Raw genomic sequence first — 22,891 nt, forward strand, 5'->3', positions numbered from 1 at the left:
TTAATCACTCCTTTTATGTCCGTTTGTACGAAACGCTAAATCACGTACTCCTGTAATTCCATCACTTCCTCCGACTGTTCAAATACCGTTCTTGCCGTAAGCAAACATCGCTCTGCGTCTTCATCACACCAGAGATGGGTAAGCAACAGACGCTCCACCCCTGCGAGTCTGGCCGTTTCTCCCGCTTCCAATGCGGTCATATGGGGAATCGGAACATCTCCCGCTTCCGCAAGTGTGGCCTCGCACAGAAGCACATCGGCGCCTGCAGCGAAGCGGATCAACCCTTCGTGAAAGGTCGTATCCGCAGAATAGACGAGCTTCTTGGCACCTGCTTCAAGTGATATTGCATAAGTTTCGATCGAATGCCGCATCGGACAAAAGCGCAAGTGCAAACCAGCCAGTTCAAGCTCGGTTTTCTCATTCACATAAGAAATGTCAAAGGCTTGCGGATAATCAAGATCCCGCGCGGCCCGCTCAGGCGATGAGGGCATATACACCTTGACCCGATGCCGCATCGTCCCGAAAGCAAGCTTCGTCTCGACCGCATATTTCAGAATACGCAAATCTCCGGCGTGATCGTCGTGCAAATGAGACAAGACGATCGCTTCCAGATCCTCGATCCGGCATATATGCTGAAGCCGGCTAAGCACACCGTTACCGCAATCGATCAGTAGATAACGACCGTTATTTTCAATCAGGTAACCGGAGCATGCGCCTCCCGCTGCCGGAAACGTGCCATATTTACCGAGGACAATCAGCTTCATAGCTTCACCGCAGCTTGCGGCAATCGCAGCACAACGCTGCTCAGCTCCACGCCCGGGACGGCAATTCTAAACTGGTTATCCGCTGCCGTTATGCTGATGATGCGTCGATTGCCATCCAGATCGTCAACCTCCAGCTCCGCGGAATCCCGACCTTGAGCGTTCAAGATGAATTGCCCCTCCGCAAGGCAGGATGGATTCGCGATAACATACAGATGGCCGCCGCTGTTCAGCTGCCATACGCTCACTGTTATACGCTCGGAAATATGCTTAATCCCTTCGTTATCTACAAAGAGGCCGTCGCGAAATAGAGGCTGCAATCGTTTTCTGAAACTAACGGAACGCTGCACGAACTGCTGCATTTCCTCGTTCAGAAGCGCATACTTGTCCATACCGAGCCAGAGAACGGAACCTAACAATATCGCTCTGGACATATCCCAGTGCAATTGATGCTCTTGCTCTTCGTCCGTAAGGCCGCGCCTTGGGTTCACCATGTTGACCTGAACATACTCGGGAAACGTATATTTATATAAATCGAAAAATTCATCATACTTCTCCCCATTCCACGTCAGGTTTCCCCACACATAGCCGCCGTATATATCGCCGCAATTTTCGATCATCAGGAAGCTGTCCGGATTCATCTGCTTTATTTGCGGCAGCAGCTCGCGCAGAAGCTGTACATATCCGGTATTAAATTCGCCGATGTTGGCATGGGAATGATGCGGATTATAGCATGGGTATGGATCTGCCGAGCCAAGCTGATCGAGATAAATCCCCGCCGCTCCGTAGCTCCGTACCATCCAACGTGACATGTCCAGCAAATACTGTATCCATTCCTGATGGGAAGGACAATTTACGACAAATTCCAGCGGGCCATACTCTTCCTTCATCATTTCGCCGCTATGATCCCTGATCGCCCAGCGTTTGCCAAGCGTCGGGTAGAAGTCCGAATCGACATTAAAAATCCGGGCGTTAATATAGAAGGTCACAATCCCGCCCTGCTCTGATATGTATTTACACCCTTCATACAGCTCCCAGGGGGTACCCAGCTCCATATCCGGTTGAAATTCGGGATAATCCGTATCGAAGCCCTTGCGATTCCATGACGCGATGAACATATGGTCCATTCCGAATTCGGTCTTTCCCTCGTCGAACATGGCGGGAATATTAACGAATCTGTTCTGGATTTCATTCGAACGCTTGAAGTTGTAGCATTGATTCAGAATGTACTGGTCTTGCAGGTACGCCGGATGCTCATGAATTTCGATATGCTGATCGATCCAGGTCCGATAGCGCTTCGCGCCCCAATGCCAATCCTGGTCGGTTAAAGCCATGCAAGCAGGACCGGATGACCACGACTTCCCTGTACCGACCTCGACATATTTGCGAAATCCGAATCCCATCCATGGATCATCCGGACCTCCGGTTTCCACGCGAAGCCCTGTCACCGGAAATCTCTCATCATGCGAGCCCACATATAATCCATTCTGTTCGTCATACAAGTACATCCAGCTCATGGAGGCCAGCCCGCAATAATTGATCTCCCTGCTGAACCCATACGTCTCGCGAATGGTTTGTGCACGCCAGAATCCCGCGTATTTCTCGGATGCGTAAGCACTCACCGGATTAAGGGTTTTCTCTCCGCCATGATGCGGATAGATAAGCACATCATCCTCCCGGCTTTCACCAAGACTTATGCCCTTGATGCAGGGAAACAGAACTTCGACAATCCGGTGCTGCGGATCATTATGATCGAGCGTCATGCACCAGACGAACTCGCGGCTGTCTTCTGCCAATTCAATCCTTACCTCAGCATGGAATTGTACCGCGCCATCGGCGGAATTATGATATTCGATAACAAGACTCTGCATGCCATGTTCCTTGTTCACCCTGACGGCCGATGGCAAGCCGGGACAAATCGCAATTTTATTGCCGTATTCCAATCCTTCCAGCGCATTCATCATGAACAATGTATAGGGTACATCGTGCTTGATATACTCATCTTCTGTCGTTAGATTGCGCATGGAGGTGACAGTCCCTTGTTCATCATCAAATACAAGCTCCACATAACGGTTTCGGATGACTGAATTCATTGCTTAGTATCCTTCCTTCTCATATTTGGTCCAAGCCTCGCTATTGTATGGTCCCGCTCCTGGCATATGATTGCTCATATATACGCTGGGTGCTTTGCCTGCCTCTATCAACAGCTCTACGACTCTGGCTTGGATAGCCCATAGCAGATAGGCGGCAGCGATTCCCGACGAAGGACAAATACCTACATCGAGACCTTCCACCTGGACAGTCGTGTCTCCAACATTCGAGCAGTTATCAAGCACGATATCGCATGCCTCAAACAATCTTTTGCCGCTTTTATGTGCGGATTTGAGAAACTCCGAATAGGCAACTGCCGTAATTCCGATTACCGTCAGTCCCATTTCCCGGGCATAAAGCGCCATTTCAACAGGCAGCACATTTATGCCGGATACGGATCCAATCATTAGAATGTCTCCCGCTTGCATATTGCTTTTATTAACGATAAAAGCCGGAAGGCCTTCGATTTCATCCATATAGACTTTCTTCTTGGCAATGTCCGTTTCCCGGTACCGGGTCGGATTGGATACATCAACAGTTACACGGACCGGCCTCACCGCCATCAACCCGCCCGTACGTCCAACTCCCTCATACATAAGCATGTGGCCGGTATCCAATAGATGCCAGATGCCCCCATTTACCAGGCTGCGGGTGATTGCTTGGGCACTTTCCTCAATACCGCTTAATTGCGTGGACTCAATTTGCTCCAGCACCTGTTTCATATTTGAAAAAAACGATAAGCTCAACATCTATTTACTTCCTTTCCGTTCAGGTATCGTCGTTCCGATATTATCCAGCAGTTCCTTCGTCCAACGTATTCCGTCTGCTCGAAATGCGGTTAACAGCGCGCCGACTACGGGCGGAAAAACCGCTGGAATAATGCGGACATTGGGATAGACACCACTCATCAACGCTTTGAATGGAGCCGTAAGCAAATCGCCCAGTTCCCATAATCCTCCGGCAAGCGCAACATCGGTTATCTCCGCATCGAACTCCAATTGGTACAAGGTATCTGTAACAAGGTCTGCCAGATTCTGTGCGGTTTCGCGCAAAATAACATTCGCAATCAGATCGCCTGCTTCAGCTGCGTCCCGGACAAAATAAGTCAGCTTGCTTACATTGTCCAACGCTACTTTTGTTTTTAAATCGTTAATGGAGTCTATGTTGTAATAATCCTTGATCTTATCCGTCAGCAATGTTGGGGGGCCCGTTCCATCGAACTGCCTGGCAGCCGCTCGCAGCGCTTTAACCGCTATTAGTTGCCCGCTCCCGTCATCCCCGATGACCGGACCCCAACCGCCGATTGTAACGGTCTTCCCATTCGGCGCAACGCCTAATGCGAAAGATCCGGTCCCCGCCAATAGAACGACACCATACTCCTTAACAAGCGCTCCATAAAAGGTGCTCATTGTGTCTGAAGCTGCGGTAATGCGCAGCGGCTCCAGGAGGAGCGCTGCCGCAACTTCTTGCGCGTACTTGCGCATCCCTGGAATGCATACAGCAACATGTGCGATCGGAAGGGGATCCAGTCCTTCCATCGCAAGCCGTACCCCTTCGGCAACATTCGCCAGTGCTGGATCCGCTCCTACAAAATTCGGATTCGTCCCTGAGATCAAGCTGCTTCCGAGACAGCGACCGAAGCGATCACTTACGATCGTTTCGGTCTTCGTCCCGCCGCCGTCAATACCAATGTAGTACATGGTCTAAACTCCTTTAGCCGCTGGCCGTAAAAACATTTCTACTTCTTGCCCGCAAGCAGGTTAGGTGCTGCTTTCTCTACTTTTGCGACCGCATCCTCTACCGACGCTTCACCAAGCCACATAAGGTCGAATTGCTTGGTCACCTCAAGAGCGAAATCGGCGCCATAGAGCGGGGTTGGGAATGGTACGCTGTAATCCAGCGCTTCGATGAAGTATTTATTGTCTTCATGCGTGCTCAGGAAAGCAGCTGTATCTACGTCTTTAGCGGCAGGAAGACCCATTGCCGTGTCGAGTGCGATTTGCTGTGCCTCTTTGCTTGACAGGAACTCCAGTACTCGCCATGACAGATCAACGTCTTTAGCGCCTTTTGGAATTACCCACGAGTTGACGAAAGATGTGCTCAGCTTCACTTTCCCTTGTGGCAAGGGACGAACGAGATACTCGACATTGTTTGTTTTAAAAGCAGTCGAGGAAGACAAGCCACCGGTAATCATAGCCACTTTGCCGGCAATGAAAGGTGCTGTATCGGCTGTTCCAAACTGCTGCGCCTGACTTTCCGTCGGAACGCTTTTGTCCTTCGTAACCATTTCCTGCAAGAACTTCAGCGCTTCGATGCTTTCCGCTTTGCCTAGCAAGGAGGCTCCGTCATTGGTCGCATATCCGCCGCCATTTTGCATCAACCAGCTCGTATATCCGTCCGTGAATTTAGGGAAGTAGAAGCCCCATTGCTGTCCATCCTTGCTCAGCTTGGAAGCAATGCTGCGGAATTCATCCCAGGTCCAGTCCGCTTCCGGATAGGCTACTCCAGCATCGTCGAACATCTTCTTGTTGAGATACATCACTTTACTTGTGATGTCGCGGGCAACGGCGTACGTTTGGCCTTTATATGCCAGCGCTTCGGACACAACAGGGTATAAGCTGTCTTTATATTGTGGGGTAATGTATTTATCGAGCGGCTGAATGGCGTTCTTGTCGGCAAAAATCGGTAGCTTGTCCATCGCCAGCATCATAACGTCCGGCAGATCTCCGCCGCCTGCAATCATTGTCAGCACTTTATCTGCATATCCGGTACCGATTTGCAAGTATTCAAGCTCCAGATCGGGGTTCAATTCTTCGAATTTGGCTTTTAATTGAATAAGCGGCTCGGAAGTGGTGAAATCCCACCAGGACATGATTTGCACTTTCGTTTTTTCTTTGGGAGTTTCGTTTGCCGGCTCATTTGGAGTTGAATTCGCATTCTTACTTGGGGTATTTTTGGCACCTGTATCCGTAGTATTGTTTTTGTTATTCGAGGAGCATCCCGCCACCACCAGCAGCAGGGCAAGCATCAATAGCATCATATTGACCGATTTTCTTTTCATTTCTCACAACCTCCAAGGATAGTCCGGATATTTTTCCGGTACTTTAACTACATTTTTGTCTTACCAGTTCCATGACCCACGATTGAATGACTACACCCCGATATTTGTCCTTTTCTCCTGTCTACCACGTCCCTTCATAACGAAGCATTTAACGTCCCCCCAAGCCAGAGTTCAGCATGCTTTTGATGAAAATTTTCTGAACAAGAAGAAACATAATGATCAGCGGCACAATCGCCATCGTCGTTGCTGCCATCATAACTCCCCAATCCCCATTTGCCATCGCATTGGCTTTGAAGTAGGAAACACCAACCTGAATCGGCATTTTCAAATAATCATTCATCACGATGAGAGGCCATAAGAACATGTTCCAATCGCTTACGAACGACATAATGGCAATCGTGGCGATAGCGGGCCTGGCGTTAGGCATAATGATTTTCCACCAAACTCCGAATCGGCTGCACCCGTCTATAATGCCCGCCTCATCAAGATCCTTGGGAATCGATAAGAAAAACTGACGCATAAAAAACATATTAAACACCATAGACGCCTGAAAGATGGAAGGGATGATGATCGCCTTGTATTCATTGATCCACCCAAACATCCGCATGAGCACATAGTTGGGAATTAGCGTGATATGCCCCGGTATCATCATGACTCCAAGCAGCGCGATGAAGATGATATCCCGCCCCTTGAATCTGAGCCGTGCAAATGAATAAGCCGCAAGCGAGCTAATGAAGATCGCAGTTGTGGGCACGATTAAACAGATGAACAGGGAATTAAGCAAAAAGCGATGATACGGCAGAAGGGTCCAAGCTCGGACATAGTTATCGAAATGGAACGGCCTGGGAATCAGATCAAAAACACTTCCATTGAACATCTGGGAGTTGGTCTTGAACGAAGATGTTATCGCCCAGATGAACGGATAAATCATTAGAATCGCAATGATAATCAGAAAGGCATAGAGAAATGTTTTGGCAGCAATGTTACGCAAAATCATCTGAATCACCTCGGGCAGAATTTGTTGGTGCAACTGGGACGGCCGCTACTCCTTTCTGCGCCGGATGGCGAACTGGACAAGCGTCAATAAAAACAGGATCAGGAACAATACCCAGGCAATTGCGGAAGCATATCCCATCCTGTAAGACTGAAACCCTTCCGTATAGATGTAATAGAGAAGCGTATTGGTCGACCCTCCCGGACCCCCTTCGGTAATCGCGTAAATGGCCTCGAAAATATTAAAGGACTCAATCGTTAACATGATGACTGCAAAAAAAGTTGTGTTCGCAAGCAGTGGAATTGTAATGTTCCAGGTTTTCTGCCAGGAGCCGGCTCCATCAATCGATGCCGCTTCGTACAAGTCGTCTGAAATCGTTTGCAAGCCCGCCAGAAACAAGATCATATAATACCCCGCCACCTGCCAGATCCGAACGATCAGCAGTGCCGGTTTCGCCCACACAACAGTCTCCAGCCAGTGAGGCGGGTGATCTACCCCAAGCTTCGTTAATATGGAATTGATTAATCCCAGATCGGGATTAAAAATCCACAGCCATACAGCTGCGATCGCAATGGTCGACGTAATATGCGGCAAATAAAAAGCTGTACGGAAGAACGATAATCCCTTAATCCGGCGATTTAAGAGAATAGCCAGAAACATCGAGGACGCGATTCCCAGCGGAACAAGCGTTATAACGAAAAACAATGTGTTTTTCAAAGCATCGACGAACGCTTGATCACGCGTGAAAAGCGTATAGTAATTATCAAACCCGTTAAATTTGGCTGGCGTTAGCAGGTCCCAATCCGTAAATGAAATACCGAGTGAGACGACAAGCGCCGCATACGTGAAGATGCCAATCCCAATTAGCATAGGTGCAATAAACAACCATCCGGCAACTGACTCCTTGTTGAGAAAAGCGCTTATGCGCTGCCTCGGCGCAACTTTTACAACGATTTGTGGCTTCACTTCCGACATAGATCAATATCCCCTCATCTTTTGTTGTGAAAGTCTTGCTGACCAACCGAATTTACCATTTTCAGGTCATACAGTTGTCTATACCACTATATCAATGAAACGAACATGTAAATTCGTTTGCATATTTTTACCGGAGTAAATCGGAATGGAACTTATACCGATCGCCGGGATATACCGATTTAACGAATTCAAAAGGATTGCCCTCTTCATCACGCGTTACCCGTTCGATCAGCATGACGGGATCCTGAAGCGTCGTTTCAAGTAAATGAACCTCATTGGCTGTCGGCATTCCTGCTTCAATCGTTTGTGAAGCGGCAAATGGCACTGTATTATATTTGTTCTGCAAAATGCTATATAAAGAGACACCGTCGAATTGCTCCTTATCTAAATTTGGAAAACGATTGAGAGACAAATGTGTCGTTTCCAGTGCCATTGGCTTACTGTCTGCAAGACGTACACGGGTTAAAATGAGAACGGGGGTCGTCTTTTTAATTTGCATCACCTCGCAGATGGAAGGCTTCGCCTGCTCCACCGTAACATTCACAACATAAGCATCCGGGTGCATCCCCCGCAAAATCATATCTTCGCTGAAGCTCGTTAGTTTGAACAGCCCTTGACTGATCTTCGGCTTGGCTACGAAAGTGCCTTTTCCCTGCTCTCTCTTAAGTCGGCCTTCATTCACAAGCTCGTGCAGCGCCTGTCTCACGGTCATCCGGCTAATTTCGTACAACTCGCTAAGCTCACGTTCAGAAGGAATAGGATCGCCGGGATTCAATTCTCTTGTCTCTAATTGTTCAATAATTTGCTGCTTTAATTGGAAGTACAACGGGACGGGAATATTCTTGTTTAATTGTTTGATCATTATGCACCATCACTTTGCTATAGAGGTCTATACCAGTTAAATTCTTCATCCAAATCCAAACTCCTTCTTTTCTTTAAAAAAAAATGAAAAATATTCCTTCTATCGAGGCTCAATAGTGTAATCGATGGAGGCGCAAGGAAAAGCCTTGCTGCGTACAGCCAACCAAGTGGCTGGCAATTGGGCTTGGAACCCAGCTGCTCTGTTAGAACGCCTTTAATCCGGCAGCTGTTTCATAATAGCAGCGAACATGGCCGCCGCTGTTCCGCTTCCGGCCGTCATATAATTGTCCCTACCGCTGGTATCGAAACCCATCCAAACGGCAGCCGTCAGCTGCGAGGTATAGCCGGCAAACCATAAATCACGGTTGGCGTTGGCAGGTACCCCCTTAACGTCCAGTTGTGTGGTGCCGGTCTTCCCGGCTACCCATTGCCCGAGCTTTGCCTTTCGTCCGGTTCCCTGCTCTACCGTACCCTTCAATAACCCGGTCATGTCCGCGGCCGTCTGCCTCGTCATGACCTGCTTGGCACGTAGCGGCCTGGCATAAATCGTCCGCCCCTGCCCGTCCTTGATGAGCCGTACGGCATGCGCTTCATTAAAGTTGCCGTTGTTGGCAAACGCGCTGAATGCCTGGGCAATGGCAAGAGGCGATACACCATCCTGAAAGCCGCCGAGTGCGGCAGCCAGATTGCGGTCATGCTCTTCAAGCCGAATGCCCAGCCCTTCGGCGAACTTCGCCGCCGCCGGAATTCCGACCTGGTTGAGCAGCCAGACCGCCGGCGCGTTTATGGATTGCTCAATCGCCTGTTTCAACGTAACGGTACCGGAATAACGGCCATTGCTGTTGGCAGGCCGATAGCTGCCGTATGCAGCCTGCTTGTCCTGCAGCGGCGTCTGCGGACGGAACTTGCCGGATTGCAGCGCAGGCCCATATACGAGGATCGGCTTAATGACGGAACCGGGCTGACGCTTTATTTGAATGGCACGGTTCAGTCCTCCCTGTAGGTAATCCCGCCCGCCCACAAGTGCTCGTATTTCCCCCGAACCGTTATCCAACAGGACGAACGCCCCTTGGACTTTTTGCGTGGCTCCGTCCTCGGGAAAAAGACTGTCCTGGCGAAAAGCGGCTTCGGCGGCCTGCTGAGCCCTTGTGTCCAAGCCCGTTACGATCGTGTACCCTCCTGTAAGGAGCTGCTCCCTGCCCAGTCCCGTTACCGCCTCAGCTTCCTGAAGCACATAATCGGTATAGGATGCGGTATATGAAACCTCAGCAGCCGGAGGCGCCGGGGGCACAAATTCCACAGCCTTGGCCTCCAGCATTTGAGCTTTGCTGATATATCCCTGCTCCCGCATAAGGGTAAGCACTACCGCGCGCCGCTCCTTGTTCCGTTTGGCGTTATCGACCGGGTTGTATATGGAAGGGCCCTTGGGAATGGCAGCCAAGGAAGCGATCTGCCAGAGCTTCAGCTTCCTCAGGTCAGTAATGCCAAAATACCGCTCCGCCGCCGCTTTCACCCCGTACTGCTGACGGCCCATATAAACATGATTCAAATAGAGCGTCAATAGCTGGGGTTTGCTGTAATTGTTCTCCATCGCACGGGCGAGTCCCGTTTCGAGGAACTTGCGCGAGAGGGTCTGGTCATTGCTCAGAAATACCGAACGGGCCAGCTGCTGCGTCAAGGTGCTGCCGCCCTGCGTTATTTTCCCCGCCGCAAGGTTGGTTTGTGCCGCCCTGGCTACCCCGATCCAATCGATGCCGGAATGGTTGTAGAATCTGTGGTCCTCAGTCGCGAGGAACGCCTGCTGCAGAAGCAGCGGAATTTCCTCTTGCGCGGCAGCCCGGCGATTGCCGAATGCGGACGAGGTGAGCTTCTTGATCTGCACGCCATTCCGGTCTGTAATCACACTGGTAGTCATCAACTGCAATCGTTCCGACTGACTCCGGAGCATATAATCGCCAGTCATTAGCATAGCCAAATAAGCAAACAGCAAGAAAACAATCCCGACAACACAAAGATCAAACGAAAAATAGCCCCACTGCCGCCCGGAGAATACCCGGAAGTGCTGCTTAAGCTTCATTTTCCGCAGTCCTGATTCCAGCCTCCGCATCATCAATTCCATCCGTTAATGCAGCCCCTTAAAAGAATGCACATAAACGGCAGGAATGTCGCTCTGCTCATCTTCTTCAGCTTCATCATTTGCGGCTTCCACCATAAGCGCCGCCTCCGCATGTTCCCGGCAAAGCTCCTCAAGATCGGAACGGATTTTACCTGAGCGCCAAAAGAAGATAGCAAGAAATAAAGCACTGCCTGTCAGCATTGCCGCCGGGAGCTTGCCAATATGATTGATGATCCAGTTGATAAGCTTCACATAGGAGCTGTCCGCCGTATGCAGCCCGGCTCTGTATAGAAATGCCGTTATTCGGTAACCCGCATAAAGCAGCACAACGCTCATTAAAGCGCTGGCTGTCCCCACATACAAAAATTTGATCCGGACCTTTCTGAAAATCGACTCCATAGGTTCACCGCCTCCAAAACAAGCTTCTTGGAAACAGTTTACTGGAGCGATCTTAAGCTTTCCGGTAAGCAGTTCTTAATTATTCCTTAACGCATATTACATGCGCGTCGAGTCTATAGGTTGAAACGGTATCCCACGCCCCAATGGTCTCGATATACTGTGGATTGGAGGGATCCGCTTCAATTTTTTCCCGCAACTTGCTGATGTACATAACAATGATGTGTAAACCTTCGCTAAATCATTTCTAAAAAAAGTATAAACGTCGGCCGGACCGGGTGAGCAGTGAAACGCTATCCGTATTTATACTTTTTTTAGATTTCATTTAGAGTCCCTTTAGACACGCAGACTATCATTAAGATCGAACGGCAGGCGCCGTTTAGAAAGCAGGAGGTGAAGAATATAAGTAAAATCAGCTTAACCCAGAGAAGATGGCTGCTAACGGCTCATCTCCTGTTTTCCGCGATTATGTTCGGAGGGGCGATTACGTTTCTGATTCTAAGTATTACCGCGGCTACCACAACCGACGAAGGCGTGCTCAAAGCCTGTTATTCGGGTATGCATGTGCTGGCAAAGACATCGGTCCGGGCTTCGGCGATCGGCGCATTGGTCACGGGAATTCTGCTTTCCGTGCTGACCCGCTGGGGACTGTTTACCTATTACTGGATTATTGCCAAAGAAGGACTAATGATTATTGCCATTCTTTTAGGACCTATCGGTATGGAAGCCTTAACATTGAAGGCAGTTGCGCTGACGGCGGCGGAAGGGCTGAACGTTTCTTACGATCCGGCATTCACCGTGAACAGCGGACAGCTTTGGATGGGCATTATCATCCAAATTTTATCGATTGGCGGCATGTTCGTCCTTTCGGTATTTAAGCCGTGGGGCTCGCGAATAAAAACTGTTTAACAGGATTTCGAGAAATGGAGAGGAGATCCCATCATGGAACTTAACGTGCGCATCCGATCGGTGCGATTTACTTACGGACTGCTGGCGGCTCTATACGTCCTATGCGTCATTCTCCAGGTGTATTTTGCCGGGTTGGGTGTTTTTGTGGACAGCGCAGATTTGGAGCTGCATCGCGTATTCGCGAACTATTTTGAATTCGGGGCCATCATTATGTTTCTGCTATCGTTTTTTGGGAGCATCCGCGGCGGACTCCGGTGGCTGACGCTCGGGTTGTTTGCCCTTACCTCCTTGCAGCATATGACGATTCAGACGTTCACGGGAGTTCTCCCCGCGCTTCATACGGTGGACGCGCTGCTGTTATTCTGGATTTCGGGATATTTGTTGAGGAAGTCCTGGTCATGGCTGCTTCTTCGGAGAAACGGCGAGGTCCAAGGCTAGAAGGATATTCGGCTGACTGCCATACATGCTGCCCCGCCGTGCGCTGGGAGCTGTGCAACGGCGTCAGAGTACCAATTGCGTGTTCCCGGGGAAACGCAACCAGTCCAACATGGGAAACGTGTAGGACTGGTTTTTTTCTGCCTGTGTTGCCGGTTAGCAATCCGTACGGAAGCTGTCGATAAAATAACGGGCGCTTTTTGATAAATAACGGTCCTTCAGCCAAACAACGCCCACATCGGACTGAAAATCCGCATCCCGGATTTCCAGCATCTTCACGACGTTATTCGGAAAGGAAGACAAAACTGATTTTGGAAAAAAAGTAGCGCCGATCCCCTCCGCAATAAGCGACATAATAATGGCCACGCTGGAGCATTCGCAAATAATATTCGGCTCAAAGCCGTGGCTGAGGCATTCTCTCACAACCTGCTCGTGCATCCACGTGGTATGCTCCGTTTTTAAGGTGAGCAGAGGAAAACCGGCTATATCCTTCATCAGAATGCTGTCGAGATGGGAATAGTCCGTCCATGAACGGGGAATCACCACAACGAACGGGTCCGATGGCAGCGAAAGAACAGCGTAGCGCCTGGAATCGTTTAATGCTTCGAAAGGCAGACGGGCGATGACCAGCTCTATTTTTCGTTTCTCCAGCTGCTCCCCCATATACACATGGTCGCCTTCCTCGATTTTGTAAGTCACCTGCGGATACCTCTCCCGGAACGACTGGATACGCGGCGGCAGAATGGATATGCAGGATACAACCGAGCCGATGGAAAGAAGTCCCCTCACTCCTTCCTCGGTTTCTTTCACTTCCTTGAGCGTTTCTTCAAATTGATTGAGCAGCAGTGCTCCTCTTTCCTGCAGCAGTTTGCCGGCTTCGGTCAGCTTCAAGCGTTTGCCGCTTCGGTCGAACAGCCTTACTCCCAATTCCTCCTCGACCAGCTTCAATTGGCGGCTGAGCGGCGGGCTGTTCCATATTCAGCTGCTTCGCGGCTGCCGTAACCTGGCCCTCCCTGGCAATCGCCATAAAATACTTTAACTGACGGATATCCACACCCTCACCCCTTCTATACCGAAAAGGTATGATACATCGATAAAATAGATATTTTTAATATATAATAGGTAATGATAGCATTCTATTAGGATTATTGCTCGTTAACGGCCAAGGAGAGATGAAGATGACGATTCGCCCTATTGAGATTCAGCGCACAACTGCGAAGAAGCAAAAACCGGATCAGCAGCAGCTGGGATTCGGTCTCCATTTTACCGATCATATGTTTATAATGGACTATTCTTTAACTAACGGCTGGCATCAGCCCCGGATCGTGCCCTACCAGCCGATTTCCATGGACCCCGCTGCCAAGGTGCTCCATTACGGGCAGACAATATTCGAAGGACTTAAAGCTTATAAAACATCTGACGGACGAATTCTGCTGTTCAGACCGGAGAAAAATCTGCATCGTTTAAATAACTCGGGACGGCGTCTGGGTATTCCCCCGCTTGACGAGGAAGCCGCGCTTGACGCGCTACAGCAGCTGGTTGCCGTTGATGCGGACTGGATTCCTTCGGAACCCGGGACCTCCCTCTATATCCGCCCATTTGTAATCGCTACACAACCTGCACTGGGTGTGGACCCTTCCGCACATTACCAGTTCATCATTATTTTGTCCCCTGTCGGCTCCTATTACCCAGAGGGTGTAAATCCAGTCAAAATATACGTGGAATCCCACTATGTCCGCGCCGTGAAAGGCGGGCTGGGCGAAGCGAAGACAGCCGGCAATTACGCATCCGGGTTGAAAGCCCAGGAAGCTGCCAAAGAAAAAGGCTATTCACAGGTCCTATGGCTCGATGGCGTTCATCGCACCTATATCGAAGAGGTCGGCAGCATGAATGTTTTTTTCAAAATGGACGGGACGGTATATACGCCAGCATTAAATGGAAGTATTCTGGACGGCATTACCCGCGGTTCCATTATCCAGCTTTTGCAAAAATGGGGCATCCCCGTGGTGGAGAAAACAATCTCGATCGAGGAAATCTACGAAGCCGGCAGAAAAGGAACGCTGGAGGAAGCTTTCGGTACAGGAACGGCAGCTGTTATTTCACCGATAGGCGAGTTGAACTGGCAGGATAACAAGCTCGTGATTCATGAGGGTCGGACCGGCGAACTTTCGGCCAAGCTGTACGATACGCTAACCGGCATTCAAAGCGGAAAGGTCGAAGATCCGTTTCAATGGATGGTTGAGGTTGAAACCCGCAAACTCGATTCTTCGCCGCTTGTATAGGTGATACTTCCATTGTGAAAATTGAATAGGTAATAGATAGACACTTCAAATTGAGGTGTCTATTTTTGTGTCCACAACATCTATGGATATATAAATATTGTCTGAAAACAATCGTAGTAATCGTTTTAATCAGCTTTTTTTTAGACAGACAATTCCTGTAGAGTTTGCCTTATCTCCACTCCCCAAGAACATAAACTTTCTAAAATAGGTATAAAGCTAATACCTTTATCTGATAAAGAGTATTCAACTTTTGGTGGTACTTGATGATATTCTTTTCGAATAATCATGCCATCTTTCTCTAACTCTTTTAATTGAGAACTCAACATTTTATGAGTAATATTTGAAATATTCTTTTTCAATTCTCCATATCGAAGGGTTGGGTCACAAGCAAGTTCATATATAATTTTTGTTTTCCATTTCCCACCAACTATTGAAAGTGCTAATTCAAATGGCGGGTATGTACTTCTGCATAATGTATCCATATGTCTTTACTCTCCTTTTAGTGAGTATCTTACTAAAAAGTGCATACTAACATTTCGGTTGAGTAGATGTTGCTATGTCCATCAGTACAACGTCTTGGAATATTGCTATTGCAGGAGGCGGACTCATAGGAGGAATCCTTTTTGATGTTACTGGCACAGGTTCTTTCCCAATAACAATTATTTTATTAATGACTATTGCTTTGTTAATTGCGTTTTCCAATAAAAAATATGCTTTTCCATCAAGCAAATAGTCGAAATTACTTTACATTTAGGAATGAATTTAATAGATGTACGTAAGAGATTTTTTTTTAAAAGGGGGTTTGAATAATACAGATTTTCTATCTCTTTACTCTCCTTTTGGTTAGTATCTCACAAAAAAGTGCGTACTAACATTTTAGTCTATTTGATTTTATAATCGTATTGTACCAGACAAAATCAACCCACTAAGGAGAAATTACATTCGATGACAAACAAAAAAATCTACATTATCCATGGGTTTGGGGCTACACCAGAAGATCACTGGTTCCCTTGGCTAGCTGAAAAAATCAATGAACTGCCAATTCAACAAGCTACCACCCTGCAAATGCCAAATCCAAACCAGCCTGATCCGGATCAATGGTTAGCGAAATTGGCTCAGGAAATTCCAGTCTTAGATGAAAATACTTATTTGGTCGCACATAGCTTAGGATGTATTACGACTTTAATTTACTTAAGCCAAATCTTTCATCAGGACACAAACGTTCAAATCGGCGGGCTGTTATTAGTTTCAGGTTTCTCTACAAAGCTGCCCGAGTTGCCATTGCTGGATTCTTTTACTAAAAAAGGTGTTGACTTTCAAGCAATCAAACAATTAACCCATGGCAATATCACTGTCTTAGCTTCTGCTAATGATTCTATTGTCCCTACTGAATTAACAGACCAACTTGCACAAGAATTGGACGCGGACTATTACCGTAAAAAAGAAAATGGTCATTTTTTAGCAGAAGATGGATATATAGAATTTCCGTTAATCTTGACGCTTTTAAAAAATTTAATCAAACAAAAGATTCACCAGGGTTCATAATAACGACGCTAAGACGTTAGAGCCGATAACTTAAGGTTAACGTATCTCATTTTATCGGCTCCTTTTATAGATATATAGTCTTTGTTTATCAGAAAAAACGGCTGATTTCATCCGGCAGCAGGGCATCCTGGTCATAATAGCTGCCGCCATAACCTGAAAAATCACGCTGTACACCCAGGCCGCTTTCCAGCACATAGACCACCAGATAGTTATCGGCTTCTCCCCAGGGAATGGAATATTCGCCCGGCTTCGCATGTTCAACAAGCTTGAAGAACAGCGGAATATCCTTGCCGCCAATTCTCTTGTGCAGCTCACCCGGAGATGTCCCCTGCTCATAATTCGAATAGATCCGGATCTCATCGACATCCTGCTGCTCCAGTGCGACAGGCGCTGTTCCGTCTTCGCGGTAGATTTTATATCCATTCAAGCCCGTTGCATCGCGGACCGCAACGATACTTCCTTCGGGATATCCTTTGATGGCAAACACTTCAGTTCCTTCAGGCAGAAAAGCAGCATCTCCGTTGCGTATTTTATAATTCGGATTATTCCTCTTTCTGGAGGTGGATAATTCAAATTTCACTTCGTTCACTTTCTTCTCTACGACGGCAGGATCGGCGACCGCCACGCCCCAATCGCCTGAATAGTTTTTTCCATCCAGCTTCAGGAAATCCGCCCAATCCACAATAACATGACCGCATGCCGTCATGACGACACCCGCCATGACCGCACACAATAGCAGCCCAAATGTCCGCCGCATCACGTACCCCCTGTTCTTCATAAGAAGACTATTGCTTAATAAACGGAACGACAGGCGAAAAAGTTACCGTTTGTTCAGGAGTCGCACATGATCCCCCTCCTGGCGATGGCTTTGGTCGGCTTCCGAAATATATTGGGCAAGATCGAATACTCTGCAGGCATAAGCCCATTCATTGTCATACCAGGCAAGTAATTTGACCTGATTGTTTCGAGTCATGACGCTTAGGCCGTCGACCACTGCGGACTTCTCGTTGCCGATATAGTCGGATGAAACGAGCGGCAAATCGTTATATGCAAGGTAAGCCCCCAGACTGTCCTTAATCGCCGCCTCAAAAACCTCCTTCACTTGGGCCGATTGCACAGTCTTGCCTAGAACCACCTGTAAATCGAGCAGCGAAACATCCGGTGTCGGAACCCGGACGGACAACCCGTTTACGTGCGAGGCCAGGTGGGGAAGCACATCCGCCAAAGCCTTCGACACGCCGGTAGTAGTCGGGACGATCGAGCTCGTGCAAGCCCGTGCCCGGCGCAAATCCTTATGCGGGTTATCGAGATGATTCTGATCATTGGTGTACGCATGCACCGCGGTCATCCACCCCTCCTTCACCCCGAAGGCGCGGTCCAGAACATGAAGCACCAGGGCCAGGCAATTGGTCGTACAGGAGGCCGCCGAGAGCAAGTGATGATGATCGGGAGCGTAACGGTTCTCATTGACGCCCATGACAATAGTAAGGTCCATATCCTTCCCTGGTGCAGTCAGTAAAACTTTATGTGCGCCATTCTGCAGGTGTTTGCCAAGGGATGTACGGTCGGTAAACTGCCCAGTTGAATCGATAACAAGCTCGACGCCATAGTCCCTCCAGGCAAGCTTCTCGGGATTTCTCTCCGAAATCACAGGGACCCGCGCCCCATTGATAAGCAAGCCGCTCTCCTCGATTCGGATGTCCGCTTCCCACTTACCGTGAACGGTATCGTACTGAAGCAGATGCGCCAAGGTAGGCAAAGGACATGTCGAGTTTATGACGACCGTATCGCAAATGGGGCTGCGTTGTGAGAACGCCCTGCGAAGGTACAACCTTCCGATTCTTCCTGTACCGCTGAGACCAACCTTCACATCCACTCACCATCCTTATTTAGTATGTCTTAATTATATATATTACACATCATTTAATTCAATAGGTATCATAATAAATATTTACTATGTACTTTTAAATAAATATGACGTTCTAATTAAAGCCTTATAAGTCTATGCATGCTTGTGCAGGAGGCTGATTTTTCCTATCCCTCCATGAAGAATAAAGACTGGATGGAAATTCCGTATCATATCCCAGAAAAGAATGGGCAGTTTAACTACATGCGCAAAAAAATGGCGGAGAACACCGCTTGCCGTCCTTAATCAGGTTCTGGCATCCCATAAACAAAGATGTTTACAATCAGCAAGTTGGATTTAAGAATACCTTTGGGAGGAGGCAATAAGCTGTGTTGCGCTTATTTCTGTTAGCCGGAATGTCAATCGTAATTGCGTTTGCACCAATAACAGGTTACGATTCCTCTTCACAGGGAAGCGATAAAGAAGAAATCACCCGTTTCTTATCTCAGTTGTATAACGATCGCAATACTTTTCTTATCCATCCGCATCCGGAAACGATTGAAAAGTATTACATTAAAACCGAAGGCGCAAGCCGGTATGCTTATCAAATGGAATTAAGGCGGGCAACATACCTGAATTCCTGGGCGGAAAAACGTAACATTCGCCTTATTTCCACTGAACCCAATATTCGTCTTGGCCGTCTTAAAAAAGATGGAGATGAAGCTAAAGTAACCTTGGTGCAATCGGTCAGGATATCTTATCAATACAAATCATCGCAGCTTCCTTCGCAGTCGTTCGGGGTCGGTACGCGACATGCCCTGACGCTGAAAAAAGAAAACAACCGATGGGTCGTAAAAAAGGAATGGTACCTGGATCCGCTGGAGGAAAACGCGGATTTGATCTCGGATACCCCGGACGGCTTTCCTCATCCTTCCTCGGCTGCTCCCAAAGAAAAAGAAGAAGGGCGATACAACAGGGAGCGCGCGGTAACTTACGCCAACAAGTATGCGGGGCTGGCTTGGGGAGCCGGGAATAAAAATCGATATAACCGAAAGTATAAGGACTTTACGCCGCTCGGCGGAGACTGCACCAATTTTACGTCACAGGTTCTTGGAGACGCTAAGGAAGGCGGCGGATTGCGGACGACAAATGTATGGAGAGGCGGCAGCAAGGCATGGGTGCAAACAGATGCCTTTGAACATTTCCTCCGGTATTCCGGTTATGGCCGATTGATTGCCAAAGGAACGTTTACGGATATTACCCGGTCAAATGAAAAACATCCTGATGGGGCAATCGCGGAATTATTGCCGGGCGATGTGATCGGCTATTCGATTAAAGGAGACACAGACCATTTCTCAATCATTGTAGGACATGATGCGAATGGCTATCCTTTGGTTAATTCCCACACCGCTGACCGCTATCGAGTCCCGTTTGATCTGGGTTGGGATAAACACACGAAATATCTATTGGTTCATATTAACAATTAATAAGTATACCTCGTCAGCCTTGTTCATATAATTTTGGGACAAGGTTATTGGGGTGAAAATATGCAGCTTCCCGCTTTCCTTAAACAAACGGCGCTTCGGACGGGCGCTATTTTTCTTGTAAAAGTTATTGGACTTGCCATTCGCATTCCATTGTTTCGTCTGCTCGGCGCGGAAGGAACGGGTATCTATCAAATTGTTTATTCTATTTTCGGATTCGCTCTTACGCTCCTTTCCGGCGGTTTCCCAACTTCGCTAGCGTTAATGACAGCCAAAGATCCGAAGCGCGGCTTGCAATTTTTGAAGGGTTTAATGATACCCTTTTTAATCCTCGGGACTTGTTCCGCTTCACTTTGTTACATCACGGCGCCTTATATAGCTCATTATCTCGCGAATGACCAATTGACGTTTCCCATCCGCTGCATAGCGCCCGCGCTTCTTATTATCCCTTTATTACAGCTATACCGGGGTTTTTTGCAAGGCATCGAATTTTATGGATCTGTTTCGGCTTCCGAGCTCGTTGAACAAGTGGTTCGTGGCGGTACGATCCTGCTGCTGGCAGTTTTATGGATGAAATATGGCATTCACGCTATGGTGGGCGGGGCTGTGTTCGGGGCATTTACAGGCGCTTTTACTGCATTGTGGTTCCTTTGGGTACTACATTATAGAAAAAAAACGCTGCCTGCCCTTATTGATAGCGGCACATTGCAAAACTCATTACGTTGGATCATTCTTGGACCCGGAATATTATTGTTTATCAAATCATCCTTAATCCTCACACTGACACGTTTGATAGTCCCGACATCCGACCTTCTCGATTCGCTCATCATTCCGGGACGCCTGCAGGCATCTGGGATGAGTCAATCAAATGCAGTAGCTATTTTCGGCGAAATAACCGGCATGGCATCAATAATTGTTTACTTGCCTACGATTCTTACCGCGGCATTATCGTATACGATTGCTTCTAAATTAACCGCCAGTTGGCAAAATAAAAAAAAACAGGACTTTACAGAACGTTCAAGCTTATCCTTAGAAATTGGTTGGCTTTGGGGAATCGGTTCTGCCGTTTTTCTATTCTTTCATTCAGAGGAGCTGTCCACACTGATTTTTGGCAACATCGGGGCCGCCAAAGCCATTCAGTACATGTCTTTTGCTCCTCTGATCGCTGGCATGAGGGAACTTACGACAACGATTTTGTGGGCAATCGACAAAAAAAGAGCGCCTTTAGCCGGTTTGTTTCTAGGTCTTATATGTTCCGTTATCCTCGCATATTATTTGACGGCCATTCCCGGATTTGGTTACGCGGGCACCGCAATAAGCGTATTAGCCTTCGAGCTAATCCCCTTGCTCTGGAATGGGATTGTATTGCAAAAACGATGCAAAGATGCTTTACCCGTAACCGGCTTATTAATTGGTTCGCTTTTTCTTATCGTCACAATCTTTCTTTACACTCCTTTTGATCGTTTTCTATTGTACATCGGGCTGGAATCGACATTCATCCGCTCAATTGGGCATACCCTATTTTTTGCAGTCTGCATTATTCTGTATATTCTCTTCCGATTTCGGAAAAAAGCTGGTCAGACATAGGAGGAATAGCTCCAATCGCTTGTGATCCCGGAATTTCTTCATACCCGTCTAGCCCTTATCGTGGTGAACTGGTATATAATAGACATCTACAGTTTATATGTTTCAGAATGAACAGAGGAGGAATGATCTCTTGCGAGTAGGAAACGCGCGGACAGCCGCTGCGGAATGGGTTAACCAGTATGCCAGCCGTGAGGAGGGATTTATCGGAGCGTATTTCAGCGGCTCGACGGTCGGGCTGCCTGACGACGCGGAGCTCCCTGTGGCTTCGGATGTCGATGTTGTCGTTGTCACCGAACAGGACGAGCTTCCGCTCAAGCTGGGCAAGTTCCTATACGCCGGTGCCCTGCTTGAAATCACCCATCTGTCGTGGAGCCTATTCGGCACGCCCGAGAAAGTGCTCTCGTCCTATCACCTGGCAGGCAGCTTTCGAGTGGATACGATCATTGCCGATCCCACCGGGCAGTTGGCAGAGCTGCAGCGGCAGGTTGCCCTCCACTTTGCCGAGCGGCCATGGGTGCGACGCCGGTGTGAAGAGGCCCGGCAGAAGATCGAGAACGGGCTGCGGTCAATCGATGCCTCCGCGCCGCTTCATGACCAGGTAACGTCATGGCTGTTTCCGACCGGAGTGACCACGCATGTCATCCTTGTGGCCGCGCTGCGGAATCCGACGGTAAGACTCCGTTATCTGGCCGCGCGGAGCGTGCTTATGGAATATGGGCAACCGGCGCTCTACATGGAGCTGCTGGAACTGCTGGGCTGCGCGCAGCTGAGCCCCCGGCAGGTGGAGCAGCAGCTCGCCGGTCTGACCCGCACCTTCGACGCGGCTGCGGCTGCGGCCAGAACGCCGTTCATGTTCAGCTCCGACATCACCGCCGCAGCTCGGCCCGTTGCCATTGAGGGTAGCCAAGAATTGATTCGGTCCGGACGACACTGCGAAGCCGTTTTCTGGATCGTCGCGACCTATGCGCGCTGTCACAAGATTCTTGCCGCCGATGCTCCGCCGGAGCTGCAGCAAGCGCTGCTTCCGGATTTTGAAGCGGCCATCGCTGATCTGGGCATTTCCTCTGCGGAAGTTATCCCCCGTCGGGCCGAAGCGGTTATCCGGTTTCTGCCCCGCCTGTGGGAATCCGCCGAAACTATCATCTCGGCCAATCCGGACCTGCATGGCAATTAAAACAACCTAATCCTTAATCCGGATAAGGTTCGCCGATTATGGATGATGCTAAGCCTCTTGTTTCAGCGGGTCAAACGATACGATAAACGGCATACGCCTGGACTTGACCGCAAAAGCCAGCTGCTTGCCTTCCTTGCTCCGGTAGGAAATAAAATAATCGCCGAACTGCGGGGAGTATTCGACTCCCTGATAAGCTAAATCCATGGAATTGTATTTCAGGGCCACATATACGGACGCCGTGGCCCTCGCTGTCGCACGCTGGACCGGAGAGAATTGTTCGCCAATAATCATCACGATGATGATGCCCAGCAGAATGGCGGTTATTTTCCTGTATTTAGCCACAAATCATTTCTCCTCTGCCCCAAATTCCCGTC

Annotated in this window: 22 protein-coding genes and 2 pseudogenes; 8 read left to right on the forward strand and 16 right to left on the reverse strand. The window is 48.6% G+C overall.

The window, feature by feature from the left end:
* Positions 1-35: 35 nt before the first annotated feature.
* The 11 genes and pseudogenes from IEY46_RS19295 to IEY46_RS36425 form a co-directional block, all read right to left on the reverse strand.
* Positions 36-764 (reverse strand): MBL fold metallo-hydrolase, encoded by a 729-nt coding sequence (locus tag IEY46_RS19295; protein WP_188994071.1) that lies wholly within the window; start codon positions 762-764, stop codon positions 36-38.
* The gene (locus IEY46_RS19300) at positions 761-2,854 is read right to left on the reverse strand and encodes a DUF6259 domain-containing protein (RefSeq protein ID WP_188994073.1); all 2,094 of its coding nucleotides are present in this window, start codon (positions 2,852-2,854) and stop codon (positions 761-763) included. The genes IEY46_RS19295 and IEY46_RS19300 overlap by 4 nt, the downstream gene beginning before the upstream one ends.
* A gap of 3 nt (positions 2,855-2,857) precedes the next feature.
* Positions 2,858-3,601 carry a sugar isomerase domain-containing protein gene (locus IEY46_RS19305; RefSeq protein ID WP_188994075.1) on the reverse strand — a complete coding sequence of 248 codons (744 nt, stop codon included), beginning with the start codon at positions 3,599-3,601 and terminating at the stop codon, positions 2,858-2,860.
* Positions 3,602-4,552, reverse strand: a complete 951-nt coding sequence (locus IEY46_RS19310) for a BadF/BadG/BcrA/BcrD ATPase family protein (RefSeq protein WP_188994076.1) — start codon at positions 4,550-4,552, stop codon at positions 3,602-3,604.
* A gap of 38 nt (positions 4,553-4,590) precedes the next feature.
* Entirely contained in the window at positions 4,591-5,913 is a 1,323-nt protein-coding gene (locus tag IEY46_RS19315; RefSeq protein ID WP_188994078.1) for an ABC transporter substrate-binding protein, read from the reverse strand.
* Positions 5,914-6,061: 148 nt separating this feature from the next.
* Complete coding sequence (locus IEY46_RS19320; RefSeq protein WP_188994080.1) at positions 6,062-6,910, reverse strand: carbohydrate ABC transporter permease; 849 nt, start codon at positions 6,908-6,910, stop codon at positions 6,062-6,064.
* Positions 6,911-6,955: 45 nt separating this feature from the next.
* Positions 6,956-7,882 carry a carbohydrate ABC transporter permease gene (locus IEY46_RS19325; RefSeq protein ID WP_188994082.1) on the reverse strand — a complete coding sequence of 309 codons (927 nt, stop codon included), beginning with the start codon at positions 7,880-7,882 and terminating at the stop codon, positions 6,956-6,958.
* A 127-nt stretch (positions 7,883-8,009) separates the two neighbouring features.
* Positions 8,010-8,744 (reverse strand): GntR family transcriptional regulator, encoded by a 735-nt coding sequence (locus tag IEY46_RS19330; RefSeq protein ID WP_188994084.1) that lies wholly within the window; start codon positions 8,742-8,744, stop codon positions 8,010-8,012.
* Positions 8,745-8,957: 213 nt separating this feature from the next.
* Entirely contained in the window at positions 8,958-10,862 is a 1,905-nt protein-coding gene (locus IEY46_RS19335) for a transglycosylase domain-containing protein (RefSeq protein ID WP_229750407.1), read from the reverse strand.
* Positions 10,863-10,865: 3 nt separating this feature from the next.
* Complete coding sequence (locus tag IEY46_RS19340; RefSeq protein ID WP_188994086.1) at positions 10,866-11,258, reverse strand: hypothetical protein; 393 nt, start codon at positions 11,256-11,258, stop codon at positions 10,866-10,868.
* Between the two features lie 113 nt (positions 11,259-11,371).
* Positions 11,372-11,463: pseudogene (locus IEY46_RS36425) on the reverse strand (winged helix-turn-helix domain-containing protein); the annotation flags it as partial.
* 185 nt (positions 11,464-11,648) lie between these two features.
* Between IEY46_RS36425 and IEY46_RS19345 the strand changes: the two are divergent.
* Complete coding sequence (locus tag IEY46_RS19345) at positions 11,649-12,164, forward strand: DUF2269 family protein (protein WP_229750408.1); 516 nt, start codon at positions 11,649-11,651, stop codon at positions 12,162-12,164.
* Between the two features lie 33 nt (positions 12,165-12,197).
* A complete protein-coding gene (locus IEY46_RS19350) occupies positions 12,198-12,602 on the forward strand; it encodes a DUF6220 domain-containing protein (protein WP_188994088.1) in 405 nt (134 codons plus the stop codon).
* Between the two features lie 153 nt (positions 12,603-12,755).
* Here IEY46_RS19350 and IEY46_RS19355 read toward each other — a convergent pair.
* Positions 12,756-13,653: pseudogene (locus tag IEY46_RS19355) on the reverse strand (LysR family transcriptional regulator).
* Between the two features lie 124 nt (positions 13,654-13,777).
* Between IEY46_RS19355 and IEY46_RS19360 the strand changes: the two are divergent.
* Positions 13,778-14,881: a branched-chain amino acid aminotransferase gene (locus IEY46_RS19360; protein ID WP_188994089.1), complete on the forward strand. Its 1,104-nt coding sequence runs from the start codon at positions 13,778-13,780 to the stop codon at positions 14,879-14,881.
* 140 nt (positions 14,882-15,021) lie between these two features.
* Here IEY46_RS19360 and IEY46_RS19365 read toward each other — a convergent pair whose 3' ends face one another.
* The gene (locus IEY46_RS19365; RefSeq protein ID WP_188994091.1) at positions 15,022-15,363 is read right to left on the reverse strand and encodes a winged helix-turn-helix transcriptional regulator; all 342 of its coding nucleotides are present in this window, start codon (positions 15,361-15,363) and stop codon (positions 15,022-15,024) included.
* 74 nt (positions 15,364-15,437) lie between these two features.
* Here IEY46_RS19365 and IEY46_RS19370 point away from each other — a divergent pair, with 74 nt between their 5' ends.
* Together IEY46_RS19370 and IEY46_RS19375 are read left to right on the forward strand one after the other, a co-directional pair.
* Entirely contained in the window at positions 15,438-15,614 is a 177-nt protein-coding gene (locus tag IEY46_RS19370; RefSeq protein WP_188994093.1) for a hypothetical protein, read from the forward strand.
* A gap of 212 nt (positions 15,615-15,826) precedes the next feature.
* On the forward strand, positions 15,827-16,426 hold the full coding sequence (locus tag IEY46_RS19375; protein ID WP_188994095.1) for an RBBP9/YdeN family alpha/beta hydrolase: 600 nt from the start codon (positions 15,827-15,829) through the stop codon (positions 16,424-16,426).
* A gap of 88 nt (positions 16,427-16,514) precedes the next feature.
* Here the strand turns inward: IEY46_RS19375 and IEY46_RS19380 are convergent, their stop codons facing one another.
* Positions 16,515-17,183: a hypothetical protein gene (locus IEY46_RS19380; RefSeq protein WP_188994097.1), complete on the reverse strand. Its 669-nt coding sequence runs from the start codon at positions 17,181-17,183 to the stop codon at positions 16,515-16,517.
* Positions 17,184-17,246: 63 nt separating this feature from the next.
* A complete protein-coding gene (gene gap, locus IEY46_RS19385) occupies positions 17,247-18,302 on the reverse strand; it encodes a type I glyceraldehyde-3-phosphate dehydrogenase (RefSeq protein WP_188994099.1) in 1,056 nt (351 codons plus the stop codon).
* Between the two features lie 359 nt (positions 18,303-18,661).
* On the opposite strand from gap, the gene IEY46_RS19390 reads away from it, so the two are divergent.
* The 3 genes from IEY46_RS19390 to IEY46_RS19400 all read left to right on the forward strand — a co-directional run bounded on the left by IEY46_RS19390 (position 18,662) and on the right by IEY46_RS19400 (position 22,517).
* Positions 18,662-19,759, forward strand: coding sequence for an amidase domain-containing protein (locus tag IEY46_RS19390; RefSeq protein ID WP_229750409.1), 1,098 nt, complete (start codon positions 18,662-18,664; stop codon positions 19,757-19,759).
* A 60-nt stretch (positions 19,760-19,819) separates the two neighbouring features.
* Positions 19,820-21,343: an oligosaccharide flippase family protein gene (locus tag IEY46_RS19395; protein ID WP_229750410.1), complete on the forward strand. Its 1,524-nt coding sequence runs from the start codon at positions 19,820-19,822 to the stop codon at positions 21,341-21,343.
* Between the two features lie 130 nt (positions 21,344-21,473).
* The gene (locus tag IEY46_RS19400; protein WP_188994103.1) at positions 21,474-22,517 is read left to right on the forward strand and encodes a hypothetical protein; all 1,044 of its coding nucleotides are present in this window, start codon (positions 21,474-21,476) and stop codon (positions 22,515-22,517) included.
* 48 nt (positions 22,518-22,565) lie between these two features.
* On the opposite strand, the gene IEY46_RS19405 is transcribed toward IEY46_RS19400, so the two are convergent.
* On the reverse strand, positions 22,566-22,859 hold the full coding sequence (locus tag IEY46_RS19405) for a hypothetical protein (protein ID WP_188994105.1): 294 nt from the start codon (positions 22,857-22,859) through the stop codon (positions 22,566-22,568).
* Between the last annotated feature and the right edge of the window lie 32 nt (positions 22,860-22,891).

It is taken from the genome of Paenibacillus nasutitermitis, assembly GCF_014641075.1.
GTDB classification, from domain to species: Bacteria; Bacillota; Bacilli; order Paenibacillales; family Paenibacillaceae; genus Paenibacillus_Z; species Paenibacillus_Z nasutitermitis.